The following is a 16,641-nucleotide window of genomic DNA, read 5'->3' as shown; positions in this document are numbered from 1 at the left end:
TTAATCAGAGGAACAACTTTGTTGCACTTGACTTGACAATTAAGGATTTTACTTAGGCACCTGATATCACTAATTCATGGTATACTGGGAATACAAGATTAATCAGACGAGGCATGCTATGAAAAATTTAAAATTTCAATCCGTTTTTGACATCATCGGTCCTGTCATGGTAGGGCCTTCCTCAAGCCATACTGCAGGAGCTGTTCGTATCGGAAAAATTGTTTCGGCCATCTTTGGTGATACACCCACTGAAGTAGAATTTCAACTTTTTAATTCCTTTGCAAAAACCTATCGGGGGCATGGGACAGATGTGGCTCTTGTGGCTGGTATTTTAGGTATGGAAACTGATGACCCCGATATTCCGCATGCGCTTGATATTGCACACGAAAAAGGTATTAAGGTCTACTGGATAATCAACAAAGATAGCAATGCACCACACCCCAACACCACTCGTATTACTCTAAAAAATGCTAAAAAAACTATCTCTGCCACTGGTGTTTCCATAGGTGGAGGGAATATCCAAGTGACTGAGCTCAATGGTTTTGCGGTCAACCTCAAAATGAATACACCTACACTTATCATTGTTCACCAAGATGTTCCAGGAATGATTGCCCTTGTGACTGATATTTTATCTCGTTATGGTATTAATATTGCTCAGATGACTGTCACTCGAGAAAATGCTGGTGAGAAGGCTATTATGATTATCGAAATTGACTCGCACCAGTGTGATGAGGCTGTCACTGAGATTGCAAGAATTCCACATTTACACAACGTAAACTTTTTCAGCTAAGAGGTGATTTCCATGTTTTACACTATTGAAGAATTAGTTCAACAAGCTGACCAAGATTACCAAGGTAATATCGCTGAACTCATGATTGCCACAGAAATCGAACTATCTGGACGTGACCGTTCTGAAATCCTATCTCTTATGACTCGAAATCTCGAAGTGATGAAAGATTCTGTTCAGGCTGGTTTGTCCCCAGAGAAATCACCGACAGGCTTAACTGGGGGGGACGCTGCCAAACTAGATGCCTACATCAAAAGAGGAAAGACTTTGGCTGACTCTGCTGTCTTAGGGGCTGCGAGAAATGCTATGGCCGTCAATGAATCTAACGCTAAGATGGGGCTAGTTTGTGCTACTCCAACTGCTGGTTCAGCAGGTTGTCTGCCCGCTGTTCTCACGGTTGCTATCGAAAAATTGGGCTTGAGTGAATCACAACAACTGGATTTTCTTTTCACTGCTGGTGCATTTGGTCTAGTAATCGCTAATAATGCCTCGATTTCTGGTGCCGAGGGTGGCTGCCAAGCCGAAGTCGGTTCCGCCTCTGCTATGGCTGCTGCCGCTATTACAATGGCTGCTGGTGGTACACCTTTCCAAGCCAGCCAGGCCATCTGCTTTGTGCTAAAGAATATGTTGGGACTCATTTGCGACCCTGTAGCCGGATTAGTCGAAGTTCCTTGTGTCAAACGTAATGCCATGGGAGCAAGTTTTGCCCTAGTAGCTGCTGACATGGCCTTGGCAGGCATCACATCAGCCATTCCAGTCGACCAGGTTGTTGACGCGATGTATCAGGTTGGTTCAGCCATGCCAACTGCCTTTCGGGAAACTGCTGAAGGTGGCTTAGCAGCAACTCCGAAAGGAAAAGCACTCGCAAAAGAAAATGATATGATACCTCTTAAGTAGACAAGGTAAATACCTAAAATCTACTTAAGAGGTATTTTTATGTCTAGAAGAGAAAGATTCACCCCATACGAGAAAGAACAAGCTTGTCTCGATTATATTAATGGAAATCGTTCCAGATCTGAAATATGTAACTGTCTCCATATTTCCACAAGGACGATTCAAGATTGGGCCGCCATCTATAAAAAATATGGGATTTTAGGATTCACAAAGAAAACAAAAAACAGTTCCTATTCAAAAGAATTTAAAATGGAACTTGTAGAAAAATGTATTAGTGGTGAGGCTTCATCTATTGATTTAGGTCATCAGTATGATATTTCTTCAGGACTTTTAAGAAAGTGGATTAGGATGTATAATGCCAATATAGAACTTAAGGATTACAATCCAAAACAGGGGGTCTATATGGCAAAAGCAAGACGTAAAACTACTATTGATGAGCGTAAAGAGATTGTCAATTATTGTATTGAACACAATCGCAATTATAAGGAAACGGCGTCACTTTATGATGTTTCTTATAGCCAAGTGTATTCGTGGGTGAAAAAGTATGATAGTGATGGTGAAGAAGGTTTAGTTGACAAAAGGGGTCATCACAAACTAGATGATGAGGTTGATGAATTAGAACGTTTACGAAGAGAAAATGTGCGCTTAAAACGTCAGTTAGAAGAAAAGGATATGGCTGTTGAACTCTTAAAAAAAGTGAAAGAATTCGGAAGGATGTGAGGCTAGGGAAACAGCGCCACGAATCAAAATACTTAGCGATTGAAGACTTCAACACAAATAAAGGGTGGAGCATTAGCTGGATGTGTCATCAGCTCGGCATTACGAGGTCTGCATTTTATAAATGGAAACATAGAATAGTTCCAGAACAAGAACAATTAAACAGCGAAATTGCGGAATTAATTAAAGAATATGACGAACGTTTTTCACACATCTTGGGATACCGAAGAATGACCGATTGGATCAATCATTTCAATCATACGAATTACTCAAGAAAGAGAATTCACCGAATTATGAAAATACTCGATATTCACGCTTTTATCCGTAAGAAAAGGAAAAAATACAAGACTGCCAAGTCTGAAGAAACTGCAGAAAATAAGTTATCAAGAAACTTCTATACGACTGCTCCGAACAAAAAATGGGTAACAGATGTTACAGAGTTTAAGATTCCTAACTCTCATAAGAAACTTTATCTGAGTGCCATACTTGATTTATATGACCGCTATCCTATTGCTTTTGTCATAAGTGGTCGAAATGACAATCGGCTAGTCTTCAAAACATTTGACAAAGCTATTGAAAAAAATCCCACAGCTAAGCCTATATTTCACAGCGATAGAGGGTTTCAATATACCAATAAAAACTTTCAAAAAAAGCTGAAAGATACTGATATGATTCAATCCATGTCAAGAGTAGGCCATTGTATTGATAACGGACCAATAGAAGGTTTTTGGGGAATTATAAAATCGGAAATGTATCAGATGTATGAGATTTCAGATGAGGCCTCCCTCCGATATGCCATCAAAGACTATATCCGATTTTACTGTCAAGAGCGTCCACAAAGCAGATATGACTGTAGAACGCCTTTGGAAGTCAGAAACGCTGCCTTAACATCAGAACATCCTTTGTCATACCCAATCGCTAAGAATAACAAAATTGAAAAGTACAAGTCAAAGTGGTCTGCATAAAAAAACAGCCGTACATTTATTTTGTACGACTGACCTTCAAAAACAGACACTTTTTTAGATATTTAACCTGTCTACTTGACAGGGGGCATATCAAATTTTTGGGTGATTTTTAGTAAAAAACTTAGAAGCATTCATACTTCTAAGTTTTTTCTTCTTACATAGCCTTTTCAACGTTTTGATTTTAGCTGAATAGCCATTTTGTTAAAAAGTGCCATGTTTCTTTGGCAATACTTGCAAGGAAGGTTGAGAGACTAAATGCGTTGAATTTTTTGAGGAGATTATCAACAAGTGGAGCGACAGTCTTAGGTGTTTCCACTGGAGTGTTACTTTCTTCTTGCTTACTAGTATTATCCTGAGATGAATCTGGCACTGTGTTTGTACTGTCGTGACCATTATTTTGCCCAGTTGGTTCAGGCTCTGGAGCAACCTCAGGCTGATGCTCAGGTTCAACTGGTTTATTTTCCGGATTTGGCTCTGGACTTGGTTCTGGCTGAGGATCAGGTTTGATTGGTTCGTCAGTAGTGTCACTGCTTGTGTTTGTCATTTTTTCAGTTACGAAGAAGTTTTTGAATTCTACTGCTCCATCCCAAAGACCGACACCTACATGGGCTTGATTGAAGTAATTATCCACAGCATCAAATTGATGATGGAGCACTTCCTTGCCATCGACATAGACTGTCATGGTGTCCTTGCCTTTCACAACCTTGACATGGTGGTACTGACCGTCATTGATAGCCTTATCCAAGTGAGCTTCAGCGATGGTTTCACCACCAAAACGGAAGAGACGAACAGTGTCGTTGTCAGCAAATTGGACAGAGTAGGCACGACCTGGTTCTTCACGTTCCGCAGCTACAAAGAGGTTGACCAAACCATGTTGGTATTTGACATCGATATCATAGTCAAATTGCTTGAAGCCATTACTTTCATAGGCCATGAAGAAGTCATTGGCACTGACATTGCTATCGTAAAGGGTATCGTCATCAATATACCAATCACCAGTGACAGCTTTCAATCCTTTAAGGTTGGTCGCAAAATTGTTGAGCGTAATAGCAATATTAAAGGTCTTGGTCAATGATGGGTTTTCAACTGAAGTTGCTGTGACAGTGAGATGACCTTTGTGAAGGGCTTTGAGAGAAAGTTTATTGTCATGTTCAGTATAGGACACCAAACTTGGATCACTAACTGTCCATGTCACATCTTGCTCTTCAGAAGCAGGTGCGAGGTAAACCTGCAAGTCCTTACTTTGACCAACTTCAAGAGCCAAATGACCCGCAGCCGTGGTGTTCATGGCAACAGCCTTAGTGACTTCCTTCTTGTCAGTCCAAGTACTCTTAATTGGGTAGATAGCAATATTTGCTTTGGCTGGACCACCTTCAACCAAGACACTGGCTCCAACGGCTCTTGGGCTTGGGAAAATCTGATTAGCACCAGCTACCGTATTGCCCTTAGCAAAGACTTCCACACTCGCACGGTCCACATAAAGATGCAAATCAATAGAACCATCTTCATTGCGAGTCACTTGTTGACTATTAACCTTAGCAAAGGCATCTGAAAGGATAGTACCAGATTGGCTACGGTCAATAGACAAAGTTTCCTTAGTTAAGTCGTAAACGACTTTTGTAGCTTGACCATCACCAACACGAAGGTTAAATCCAACTGCTGTCGTGTCCTTGCCTGGTACAAAGTGAGAAACCACTTCATAAGTGTCACCTTTGAAATCTTTAAGCAGTTCATTGTCAGAAGCTACTGTGACATTTTCAAAATACTGGGCATTTTCTGTGTCACGAAGGCTTTCGTAGGCCTTAACAGGGGTTTGGGTTAAGAGGTAACGGTCGCCTGATTTAACCAAACCAAGGTCAAGGTTAAGGTTAAAGGTACCATTAAATTTTTGACCTACAGTATCTGCAACCAGATTACAATAATCTTCCCAAGTGTTCATCCAGTTGATTTCAGTCAATTGTGGGATGTTTGGATGGTCAGCTGTCCCAAAATCATGAACATAATAAGTCATGGCAGCATAGGAATCCTTACCAAAATTCATGATTTCGTCATGGTCTTGGTAAACATCATCAGCTACAAAGGCCCACTTGCCATCAACTGGTTTAAAATCACCAACCTTGTAAGAACGACCACCACGTGAGAGAACCCACTTGAGAGCCCCATCATTGGCCACAATCGGATAGAGGTCAGGACATTCCGTATGCAAATCCTTATAGGTCGTTTCCACTTGCCAGTTCTTTAAGTCTTGTGAAGAATAAATGCGGAGTGGACCACCTGCAAGGACCATAAACCATTGGTTATCCCAGCGGAAGACCTTAGGGTCACGGAAATCTTGGTTTTGAAGTGGGTCCTGAGACCAGTCGGCAACTACCTTGTCATATTTTTGCCAAGTTCTACCCTCGTCCTCACTATAGGCAATTTCAATCCGTTGCCCATTACCATTTGAAGTAATAATAGCTACCAGGCCACCTTCCGGAGATTTGAAGAGGCCTGAGCTATTGGTACTATCAACCACGACAGAGCCTGAGAACATGTGACCTGTCGCATCTGGATAAAATGCTATCGGCTCTTCATCCCAATGAAGCAAGTCTCGGCTGGTCGCATGGGCCCAGTGCATTGGACCCCATTTGGTATCATCGTAAAATTGATAGAAGAGATGGTAACGTCCCTTGTAGAAGACTAAACCATTAGGGTCATTAGCCCAGCCATCCTTGACAGAATAATGATACTGATCACGATAAAGCTCGTTGTAATACACATCATCACTTTGTCTACGGTGGATATTAACACGATAAGTCAAGGTCACAGGACGGCCTAGTGAATCAGTCATACTACTTTCAATAATAAAGTAATTGGCACCTACAGCCACTGGCAATTGTGAAATATCTGTGTAGACATTTCCCTTGGCATCTTCTACCTTGATAACAGCATTTGGATTATGCTTAGTGATGTCAAAGCCTACTGTCTCAGCATTGTGTCCCACATATTGAATATGGAGTGGTTCTTCAGAGAAGAATTGGGCTTGTTTTTCAACAGAACCTGTCTTTGAGGTCACCACAAGATTGTCAATCAAAGGAAGACTGGCATCATCAAGATTAACATAGCGGGTGTTTTTGAAAATGACATTGGCATTCCAATTAAGAAGTCCAAAGTAACCTTCTGGAAGGACTTGAGGTTGGCCCTTGTCACTTTTTTGAAGAACAGCGTCACCTGTACTTGCGACAAGCACATCATTGACATAGTAAGATAGCCACTGATTAGCCGCAACTACTCTAAGATTGTAGGTTTCATCGGCAGTTGGTGTCACATCTTTCTCATCTACAAGTTGAATATCATGATTATTGACCCAACGCCAAAACTTAACCTTATGGTTACCAGAGTCTACATTGACCCCGTACATATTTTTATCGCTACTATCATTGTTACCACGGAAAATGAGGGCAGCGGCACCACCAGCTTCCTTGAAGGTCACATCTGTTGAATAGATAAAATTCTTGCCCTCAGATTGAGAATAAAGGAAAGAGTCTCCCTTGTCTTTGGCTTCTGAATGAATACCGTCAGCCTGCATTTCCCAGTGACCATTTTGGTCTGCGGTCATCCCTTCAAGATTGGTAACTGCTTCATTATTAGGCAAATCCGTTTTTTCCTCTGTCACATGAACAGGACTGGTGCTATTCGTTACAACTGGAGATTGTTCTTGATTGGTCTGATTCAAATCGGCTTCTTGCGTTTGGTTAGTCACTTTCTCAGCCACACTAGCCTGTGTTTGTACTTCTTTTGACTGGTCAGGGCTAGGCTGAGTGGGATTCTCTTGAGCTGTTTTAGCAGATTCGGAAACAAGAGACTGGCTCGGCTCTACCACTTGGGGGACTTCCTTGGTCGTGCTAGGTGCAAGCTCCACTTGAGGGGCAACTTGATAGTCAGTTTGAGTTACCACTTCTTGAGGTGTTGGGCTCACAGTTGCCTGTTCCACTTGGTCCGCATAGACAGGACCAGCCAGGGCCAAACCTGCAAAACTTACCAAGGCACAGCCGTAGACCCAAGTCTTCCCACTTTTGCGCATAAACCAATTTTTACAAACAGTATCATTCATGACTCTTCTCCTTCTTTAGAGTAACATTAAATGTTAACTCATTTTTCATGAAAATTCAAAGTCAATACATTTGCCTTTATTAATAAGCCTATCAAAGTTTCCGGAAATATCTCTAGGATTTACATTAAAACGGTAAACGTTTACTTTTAATATCATTATAGCACTATAATCTGAAAATACCATCTTTTTCTGTAATTTTTTTCATATAAATGAAAAACTTCCGAATTTGCCATTCGAAAGTCCCTTACTTATGTTTAATCTGAGCCTGTTAGCAGGCTATTTCCAATAATACCAATGGTTACAATAGCAATCCCAAAGAATCCCAAAAGGCTAGGTAGACTATCTCCGAGGAAGAGGCATCCACCCAAGAGGGTAAAGAGAACTTCACCAGCCTGAGTAGCCTCAACCACTGCCAGTTGCTTATGGTTATGCTTAACTAGATTAGTCGCCTCGAAGAAAAGCAAGGTTGCGACAACCCCAGAAAAGACAGCCACAATTAAAGACTGTAAAATCTGTCCGCCTGATGGAAGACCTGCATCTGCACCAGCAAAAACTGACAAAAGCAACCAAAAAGGTGTACTCATCAAGGTCATCCCAAACACGCGCTGCGTCGTTGAAAGCTGATCCTGCTTACAGTGGACCATCATCTTACGATTGCCCAAAGGATAGGCAAAAGCAGCCAGTAAAATCAAAAGGCTAGCACTCCACATCCAGGACCCACCCGAAAGATTCATATTTCGATTAAAAATGATAAATTGCAAGAATAAGTGCAACATTTAGTCAAACTCATCCTCTAGAGCTTCACAAGCAGTTCTGTAAGCTAAACATTTTCGCGGTCGGTGATTGATATCATATAAGGCTTTGTTCAAAGCCTCCTCAGAGATAGCGGCTAAATCTGTTTTCTTTGGGAAATATTCTCTTAGTAAGCCATTTGCGTTTTCATTGCTTCCTCTCTACCAGGAAGAATAGGCGTCCGCAAAGAAAAAGGGAATTCCTAAGTTCTCCACCAGAGGATAGCAGGCAAACTCTTTTCCCCTGTCTGAAGTGAAGGTTTTAAGAGTCTCTTTTGGAAATAGCCTACAAAGTTGTTCGATAGCTGAAAACATGGCTTTGGCTGTTCTATCTGGTATCTTGAAAGCTAAGTAAAAACGAGTTTTTCGCTCTAGAAAGTTCGCTAAACAGCCCTTACTTTTGCCTCTGGAAGACACCACAGTATCGAGCTCCCAGTGGCCAAAAGTCTCACGATTCCTGACCTCTTTAAGACGTTTGGCAATCGACGTGCCAATCCTAAATGTCCCACGTGTTTCTTTGGGCTGTCGACTTTTTCCCTTTCGGCGCAGGACGCTTAAATCCGGATCAATCAAACCAGCATAGAGCCAATTATAGATGGTTTTAAAAGCTACCATTGGCTTTTGTTCAAGCTGATAGCGACCACAAATCTGTTCAGGTGACCAAGAGGCTTTTAACCCCTTCTCAATTTTCTTTTTCAACTTTGGTGTCAAACAAGACTTCCGACCCTTTTGCTTAGCCCTGTGGTCGTACTGTTCCTGTGCTAAGACGGCGGAATAACCATTTTGGCATCGTCTTAACTCTCTTGAAATGGTAGACTTATGGACACCAAGTTTACTTGCAATTTGGCAAGATTTCAAACCTAAGTCCAAGTAAGTTTCTATCTTTATTCGGTCGGTTATGGTAAGATGGGAGTAGCTCATAGTTTTTCCTCGGGTTCTGTTTGTGTGGTTACTTACAGTTTACACCAATGAAACGCTATGAGTTTTTTTGTTGCACTATATTTTACAATTTATCAAAAAGAAAAACTGCAATTTCTACTTTACAGTTTTCTTCTTTCCTATAATTTTTAGCTTTTCACTATTTTGAAAAGATTAACACTTATTTGTACTTTTCTATCTCCGTTTCTAATAGACTGAGCATGCTAGCATTGTGCTCTTTGACACTGTTATTATCCCATTTTCGATCATATTTCTTGAGCAGGTCACTCATCGCCTTCAACTTGGGACTTTGCTCTATTATATTTGGAAAATGCTCAACCTTCTCAATTGGAAACCGATTCGAAAACTTTGAATTGGCTGAAACAGTGATGAGAGCAAGATTCCCCAACAGATCTCTATTTTCAACAGTCACTGAATTATCAGCGTTAATAGGGTGCTGAGGGAAGAAATGTTCGATAGAATTTCTGAACTGGAATTGGAAATTGCTAAATTCAGATGCTCTATCCCTCGCCAACAGATAATCCAAATAAGTAAAGACAATCCGATCGATACCAAATCCACTTCGATTTCGATAATCTGAAGATTCAATTTTTTTGCAGCAATACTTTTCTAAGGTAGGGATAAGGAGTTTGCCATCTTGCTCTTTATTCACATTCGTCAAGACTCTAGCAATCCAGTGCATGGTCTTAGGGGAAGTATAGGTCACGCGCAGGCAAGATTCTAGGAGTCGTAATTGTTGATTATCCGTTCCTTCTTCTTGATCCATTGAGTCTAAAGTAGATTTATAGGATGGTTTTCTCCCCTTTTTATCCTCATACATGACGAGCTTTTGTAAAGACCATTTCCCTTCGACCTTGTATTCACCGATATATTCTCTTTTAATAATATAACGATCAAATAGATACCGATACTTCAAAAGAGCATAGATAAACTCCAAGGCCTTTTCTTTACTAGCCCATCTGTCCTTTAATAAGTCAAGGAATCGCTTATCATCTAATCCACTATCACGATCCGTCTCAGTCATCTCCATGGCTTCATTGACCTGCAAAAGAAAATTTGGAAAGTTAATGATAGACTCAAACCGTTCATTTTCTTCTTCCCTATCATCAATTTGATTAGACACAGTAGAATCCGGCGCTTGCAAGATAGTTTTTAAGGTAAATTGAGTCTCATCACTGTTATTTTCTGCATTAAAAATGTCACGAAGATCTGAGAAGTCAGCCACCCTCAGCATATCCCAATTTGCACTAAATAGTTTTTCACGTATTTTTACTGGGAGAACCATCTGAAGATAGTTGTCCATTTGTGCACAAGCATCCCAAATCGTAGCTGCAATTAGTTTATCTTTTTTGTCCTCTTCACTGAATCCATTTTCAGACTTGATAGCACCCAAAATCTTTGCTTTCACAATTTCATGGAGCTCCAATTGCTCTCCACGAGTATTCATGATCTCAAAATAGTGATTCAAATCGATATTTTGAGGAACCTGGGTTCGGATGATTGTTACAGTAGAAAACTTATCTCTAAACCGTTTTTTATAATCATCATTAGCGTTTTTGCTCTGGAAATATTTCTTAATTATTTCATATCCTTCTACTAACTCTTCTGAATAAAGAGAAGGCTCTTTACTATCCATTACAGTTTCGATCTCACCTAGAGTGATGTTCGATTTTTCTCTAGCTTCAAATTTCAAAGGATTTCTTTCTACAGAAGGATGATCCAGATAACGAAGAAGCAAAAACAAAGTAGTTAAGCGTTGCTGGCCATCGATTACTTCATAAACTCGAGGTTGGACTTGATTGACCACTAAACTGCCAAGGTAATATTTACTTGAATTAGTTTCGTCAAGATCATCAATATCCATTAGCAATTGCTCAATTTCATCTTTTCTCCATGCGTAATTTCGTTGATAGATTGGGATGACATAGTTGACATTTTCAAAAACATTGTCCACATTCAATTCATCTGGTTGAATATACTTTTCACTTCTCATTAGACTAGTCCTCCTCTCCAAATACTTTATCATAGAGTTTTTGATAGCGTTTTTTATTCACGTTGGAATTCTGGAAAGCTTCCTTTGAGATAATATCTAAAACAATGGTATCCAACCCTATCGGATCCTGCATTTCAGAAATCAAAGCAAAGAGATTCAATCCCTTATTGATACGATCTGATTGTCCTTGTGCGTACTTATTTACCGATTCTCTATAGACTGCTTTCATGATCAATCTTAGAGAATAAGCCCATCTATGTAGAAAAGACAATCTTGCAGGTGTCAATTCCTTCATACTGAATTTATCGACAAAGAAGATCAAAATATTTATGAAGAGATTATAAACATAGAGATCACCAGTTCCGTTTTTTATGACCTCTTCTTCATTAAATCTACTATCGACCAAGTTCACAATCTCTCTATAGAGGTTGGCATAATGCAAAGTGTATGAAAAGAATCTTTTTCCAGCAATCAAGGGTTGGGTTAACTGGAATTGATTCAAAGGAATTCCAGTTGTTAGCTCATACACTTTGTCAGCATTAAAACGTTCCACATAAAGATGAGAGGCTTTAGCATAAGTCGCAAAATGATGGGGATTCGAAGGTTTAATTCCCTTAAAAGTTTGAATATCTTTAGTAGAATAATGAAGGCCATTTTTGTTCTTATACCATCTCACTAAGGGGAAGAGATTGTCTGCAAAGAGATCCTCCAGTTCGCTTTGATTTTTATTTTCCCAAGCTTGTATGATCTCAATCTTATCACTTTCAGATTCATCATTCATTTCTCTCAAATGATAAGATTTCAACAAATCATGTGGAGAGAGAGCCTTCCCCCGAGAATTCTGGGAGTCAAAGAATTGAAAAGCTTCCTGCTCATCATTCGTGATAATCTTTACCAAAGAACAGTTATCAAGAAGATAATCAGCATACTTTTTAACTTCTTGTCCGTCAAACTCTCTTAGCTTGCGCTTGATGATTTGGAAATTATGCACGATCGCTTCTCTAGATAGTTCATTATATTCCTCATTCAGCAAGGATGAAAGATTAGCATATGATGCCTCTTGAAGTATCTCATACACCACAAATAAAAGAATAGAAAGAGTTGTTAAGCGCTGCTGGCCGTCGACAATATTAAGTTTAGAAGATGCGTCATTTATGTTTTCTCTGTGGAGTACAACAGACCCCATTCGATATTCTGGAATTCTATTCTTAAACGCCTCATAAGTATCTGTGATCAGTCTAAGTGCTGATTGTGTTCCCCAACGATACGGTCTCTGATAATTAGGAATCGCTAACCTTTCTACCATCATTTCTCTAACACTGACAATGCGCAAATTTTCATTCAAGTTTGACATTGAACAACTCCTCTATCTACTTCAATTTCTTTAAATACGGTTTTATATCACTCATTATAACATTTTAAGAAGTCAACTCAAGATTGATGACGAATTTTTATTTATGACAAAGAAAAACAGCCAACCATTGGGTTAACTGCTAAAAAAAGTTATCAAGTTAATTATTAAAAGAATCAGTATCCAAATTCACTTTAAATCGTACTTCCAGTCTTCTCCATCTTGGTAGTAGAAAAATTCAGACAGGTCTTCTTCAAGAAAGATACGAAGCATATCCTCCATATCTAGAGAGAGGTCTAGATTTGGCAATTCTTTCAGGTCCTCCCACCAGACTTCCCCCTCTTCAGAGGATATTAATTCTCCGTCAAACTTTTCTGTCTTATAAAAGAGAACTACATAACGAATGCCGTCTTCTACCCAATCTTTCATTCCACAAATCCGGGGAGAAGCAATCCTTAAGCCAGTTTCTTCCTTCACTTCACGGATTACTGCTTCCGTAAATGATTCTCCCGCTTCGACATGACCACCAGGAAAGGTTATGCCTGGCCAGTCCTTTTTTTTACGATCAATAACAAGAACTCTATCGCCGTCTCTTACCATACAAAGATTTGTAAACTCAACAGTCTCATTCATACAAATACTTCCTAACTATGTTTGTCTTTTTCTTTAAGGATAGGATAAACAATCTCTACCCTATTCTTCTTTTAGTTGTACTTGTGTACGGGCTAGTAGGTCTCCCAGATGTCTCTTATCTTTCCTAAAAATCGTCATTGCCAGTAGCAAAACTGCAAGGAGAGTCGCCGAAATAGAGAGGCTAATGGATAACACATCAAACTCACTATAGACACCATGTATCGTGCCCATATGACCGAGTTGCCAAGGCAAAAATTTAATGGTGTTTCTAATCAAGCTAGCTTGCACTGTTTTTTTCTGGTAGACCAATTGAAGTCCCGCTTTTACCTTCCCAAAACTCCCATTATTTGTATAATCTAAGAATGTAAAAAGTAGAGTGATTGGCAAAACAGAGGTAAAAAATGCAAGACACTGCGACTGAATTTCTGTAAACTCTGGGACGCCATTAAAAAGAATAATGTATATAAGCATAGAACCTAAAAACAGAAGAACTAAATAAGCTAAAATGAAAAGATAATCGAATAGAAATTCAATCATTCTTTTTTTAAACGGAATAGGGTTTATTGCTATAATTTTCATCATCGTCTCCCCCTTTCTCATCTCCTATTATAACATTTTTAATATTCTAAATAATATTTGAGAAGAAAATCTGCTGGCTATTGAGCTCGCAAATTGAGATTGTTTCATAACTGTAAACACCTGTAGATTCTATTATACACTACTTCTATTATGGCTTTTGGACTTTATTTCAATTTTACGTTATATTATTATTTAAAATCTAAATCATAAGGAATTATGTATGTCAGAAGATATTAAAATCAAGATTGGAAAAAGAATTCGTGAAGAACGTGAACGTCAAGGGTTAACACGTGAGCAAGTTTGTGATACCGAAGAAGAATTAACCGTCAAACAACTGATGAGAATCGAGCTTGGACGTTCTTTACCAACCATTGTAAAACTGCAGTATATCAGTGATAAATTGGGAGTTTCCCTAAACTACCTGTTAGGTGAAACAAAACTAGACATTCCTGAAGATTATTATCAGGCTAAATATAAACTCATGAAGTCTCCTGTCTATGGCGACCCGGAACGTATCAAGAAAAAACTACAAGATATTGAAGACCTCTACGACAACTATATTGATATTCTACCAGAAGAAGAACTTTTAACCATTGATATCATTGAAAGAACCCTGAATTTTATATCTGAAGAGAAGAAAGAAGATCTTGTTGAGATTGTATTTGAAGATTATTTAAATCAAGTATTGAAAAAGGAACAGTACACATTGAATGATCTTTTATTGATAAAATATTATTCTGTACAGTGCCAATCATCTTCATATGATGAATCTATGATCGAGAATTTTCGAAAAAAATTGATAAAACAAAGATTGCAAGGAGATGAATTAACCAATGTAGAACTATTGGGAGCATTATCAGCTATAGCTGGGATATATGTTATGCACCATGAATACGAACATATGAAGTCTCTCGTCGATAAGATGTATGAAATCATACATTCCATTATGCAACACTCATATCAGCCAGGTATAACAATGCTTGAAGCAAAATACTATCTCTTCTATGAGAATAACATAAATAAAGCAACTGAACTCTATAGTACGGCAACTGTTCTGGCTGATGCTTTCGGTGACCAAGTCTTCATCAAGAATTTAAAAATGGAAATAAATAAAGATTTAAAGACAATTAACGAGTCAAAGTGACATAGATGTCCTTTTGATTCGTTATTTTTTTGATTATACTCGTTCATATAATCAAATAGGAGAAATCAAGATATGACAAACCTTATCGTAGCAAAACAATTAACCAAAGAATTTCAAAAATATAAAGCAATAGAAAATCTAAACTTCACAGTTGAAAAAGGTGAAATTCTAGGTTTCCTTGGACCATCAGGATCTGGTAAAACGACAACGATCAATATCTTAACAGGTCAACTCACTCCTAGTCAGGGAGAAACTTATATTTTGGGCAAATCATCCCTTCAGTTAAAAGAAGATGATTTGTCAAAGATTGGTTTAATCACTGAAAATAGTGGTTTTTATGAAAAATTGACACTTTATGACAATCTTCTATTCTTCGCAAAACTCTATAATGTTTCGACAGAGTATGTTGATGATTTGTTAAAACGTGTAGGTCTTTATGACCATCGTAAAACCTTGGCAGAAAAGCTCTCCACAGGGATGAAACAACGGATGCTTTTAGTGAGAGCTATCATAAACAAGCCAAAAGTTCTCTTTCTTGATGAACCTACTTCTGGACTAGATCCATCAACGTCTCAAACCATTCATTCTCTTATTGAAGAACTAAAACAACAAGGAACAACCATTTTTCTGACGACACATGACATGCACGAGGCTACAATTTTGTGCGATAAGATTGTACTTCTAAATAAAGGTAAGATTGTCGAAGAAGGTAAACCTGCTGAACTTATTCAGAAATATAATACAAATAAAATGGTAAAAGTGACCTACTGCTCAGGTCAAGAAAAAGTGATTCCTTTCTCTGAATTAAATCATATTAGTGCTACTCAAGATATTCAAACCATCCACTCATGTGAACCAACTTTAGAGGACATCTTCATCCAACTTACAGGAGGAAAACTTAATGTTTAACCAATTAAAATCTTTACTATGGCTTAGAAAGCGAGTTATCAAATCTAATAAAACCATTATCCTACAAATTCTCCTTCCTTTAGGGTTTGCCTTTCTCTACAAACATATCTATGAGATTCAAGGTAGCCTAAACAACTCAATGAAAGTCAATCTATTAGTCAACTGTTTAGCCCTATCTTTGAGTTTATCAGTTGGAAATCCAATCAGTACTATTGTTTCCGAAGAAAAGGAAAAAAATATTTTAAGAACCTTATTTTTAAGTGGTGTTAACAGTAAAAACTATATTCTTTCAGTTTTATTTTATCCAGTGCTTATTAGCTTAGTTATGACAACTGCTATTCCGAGAATACTCGAACTTAATATTGAAAATAATTATGGTCCTTATCTTATCATCTCGCTTGCTACAGCTTTAGTAATGATGCTGATTAATCTTTTCATCGGATTAATCAGTAAAACTCAAGTATCTGCCCAAGTAATTAGCCTTCCAGTATCAATGATTAGTATGTTTATTCCAATGCTTTCAGGGATTAGTAAAGATTTCGATAATGTCACGAAGTACAGTTATATGGGATTGTTCACAAAATCTATAAGCCAGCTTGAAAGCTTTAAGTGGCAAGACCAAATAGCAAGCTCACTTTCTCTACTAGCCTGGTTACTCCTCTTTGCTACACTGACCATTCTACAATCTAAGAGATTACGAAAAATATCCTAATTCCAAACCACAACCATCTAAACTGAGTGTTAGATGGTTATTTTGTTTATTCCCCATCTTTTTCTCTAACCATAAAAAGACAAATCCCTGGAGTCTTTTCATTCACATGATTTTAAGGTATATTATTATATAAT

Annotated in this window: 13 protein-coding genes and 1 pseudogene; 7 read left to right on the top strand and 7 right to left on the bottom strand. The window is 38.5% G+C overall.

Annotated features, from left to right (window positions below; translation table 11 throughout):
• Window positions 1–118: 118 nt before the first annotated feature.
• The 4 genes from sdaAB to V471_RS06660 are packed head-to-tail and all read left to right on the top strand — an operon-like array spanning window position 119 to window position 3,363.
• Window positions 119–790, top strand: a complete 672-nt coding sequence (sdaAB, locus tag V471_RS06675; protein ID WP_084871309.1) for an L-serine ammonia-lyase, iron-sulfur-dependent subunit beta — start codon at window positions 119–121, stop codon at window positions 788–790.
• A 12-nt stretch (window positions 791–802) separates the two neighbouring features.
• Window positions 803–1,684 (top strand): L-serine ammonia-lyase, iron-sulfur-dependent, subunit alpha, encoded by an 882-nt coding sequence (gene sdaAA / locus V471_RS06670; RefSeq protein WP_084871308.1) that lies wholly within the window; start codon window positions 803–805, stop codon window positions 1,682–1,684.
• Between the two features lie 39 nt (window positions 1,685–1,723).
• Window positions 1,724–2,401, top strand: a complete 678-nt coding sequence (locus V471_RS06665) for a helix-turn-helix domain-containing protein (RefSeq protein ID WP_045771627.1) — start codon at window positions 1,724–1,726, stop codon at window positions 2,399–2,401.
• The gene (locus V471_RS06660; protein ID WP_045771628.1) at window positions 2,398–3,363 is read left to right on the top strand and encodes an IS3 family transposase; all 966 of its coding nucleotides are present in this window, start codon (window positions 2,398–2,400) and stop codon (window positions 3,361–3,363) included. The genes V471_RS06665 and V471_RS06660 overlap by 4 nt, the downstream gene beginning before the upstream one ends.
• 181 nt (window positions 3,364–3,544) lie before the next feature.
• Here the strand turns inward: V471_RS06660 and V471_RS06655 are convergent, their stop codons facing one another.
• The 7 genes and pseudogenes from V471_RS06655 to V471_RS06625 all read right to left on the bottom strand — a co-directional run bounded on the left by V471_RS06655 (window position 3,545) and on the right by V471_RS06625 (window position 13,745).
• Window positions 3,545–7,456, bottom strand: coding sequence for a GH32 C-terminal domain-containing protein (locus V471_RS06655; RefSeq protein ID WP_084871307.1), 3,912 nt, complete (start codon window positions 7,454–7,456; stop codon window positions 3,545–3,547).
• A gap of 254 nt (window positions 7,457–7,710) precedes the next feature.
• A complete protein-coding gene (locus tag V471_RS06650) occupies window positions 7,711–8,232 on the bottom strand; it encodes a multidrug resistance efflux transporter family protein (RefSeq protein WP_232326830.1) in 522 nt (173 codons plus the stop codon).
• Window positions 8,233–9,168: pseudogene (locus V471_RS06645) on the bottom strand (IS30 family transposase).
• Between the two features lie 178 nt (window positions 9,169–9,346).
• Entirely contained in the window at window positions 9,347–11,179 is a 1,833-nt protein-coding gene (locus tag V471_RS06640; RefSeq protein ID WP_014634651.1) for a GmrSD restriction endonuclease domain-containing protein, read from the bottom strand.
• A 4-nt stretch (window positions 11,180–11,183) separates the two neighbouring features.
• Window positions 11,184–12,533: a DUF262 domain-containing protein gene (locus V471_RS06635; protein ID WP_014634652.1), complete on the bottom strand. Its 1,350-nt coding sequence runs from the start codon at window positions 12,531–12,533 to the stop codon at window positions 11,184–11,186.
• A gap of 186 nt (window positions 12,534–12,719) precedes the next feature.
• On the bottom strand, window positions 12,720–13,163 hold the full coding sequence (locus V471_RS06630; RefSeq protein WP_014634653.1) for an 8-oxo-dGTP diphosphatase: 444 nt from the start codon (window positions 13,161–13,163) through the stop codon (window positions 12,720–12,722).
• Window positions 13,164–13,223: 60 nt separating this feature from the next.
• Window positions 13,224–13,745, bottom strand: coding sequence for an RDD family protein (locus V471_RS06625; protein WP_197016868.1), 522 nt, complete (start codon window positions 13,743–13,745; stop codon window positions 13,224–13,226).
• Window positions 13,746–13,962: 217 nt separating this feature from the next.
• Between V471_RS06625 and V471_RS06620 the strand changes: the two genes are divergently transcribed.
• The 3 genes from V471_RS06620 to V471_RS06610 all read left to right on the top strand — a co-directional run bounded on the left by V471_RS06620 (window position 13,963) and on the right by V471_RS06610 (window position 16,507).
• The gene (locus V471_RS06620) at window positions 13,963–14,886 is read left to right on the top strand and encodes a helix-turn-helix domain-containing protein (RefSeq protein WP_084871306.1); all 924 of its coding nucleotides are present in this window, start codon (window positions 13,963–13,965) and stop codon (window positions 14,884–14,886) included.
• A 72-nt stretch (window positions 14,887–14,958) separates the two neighbouring features.
• Window positions 14,959–15,795 (top strand): ABC transporter ATP-binding protein, encoded by an 837-nt coding sequence (locus tag V471_RS06615; RefSeq protein WP_037600683.1) that lies wholly within the window; start codon window positions 14,959–14,961, stop codon window positions 15,793–15,795.
• Window positions 15,788–16,507, top strand: a complete 720-nt coding sequence (locus tag V471_RS06610) for an ABC transporter permease (RefSeq protein ID WP_004182331.1) — start codon at window positions 15,788–15,790, stop codon at window positions 16,505–16,507. Before V471_RS06615 ends, V471_RS06610 begins: the two co-directional genes overlap by 8 nt.
• Window positions 16,508–16,641: the final 134 nt, after the last annotated feature.

The organism is Streptococcus salivarius (assembly GCF_002094975.1).
Classification (GTDB): domain Bacteria; phylum Bacillota; class Bacilli; order Lactobacillales; family Streptococcaceae; genus Streptococcus; species Streptococcus salivarius_D.
Note: the sequence above shows the minus strand (reverse complement) of the source record. Positions and strands in the feature narration are given on the sequence as shown.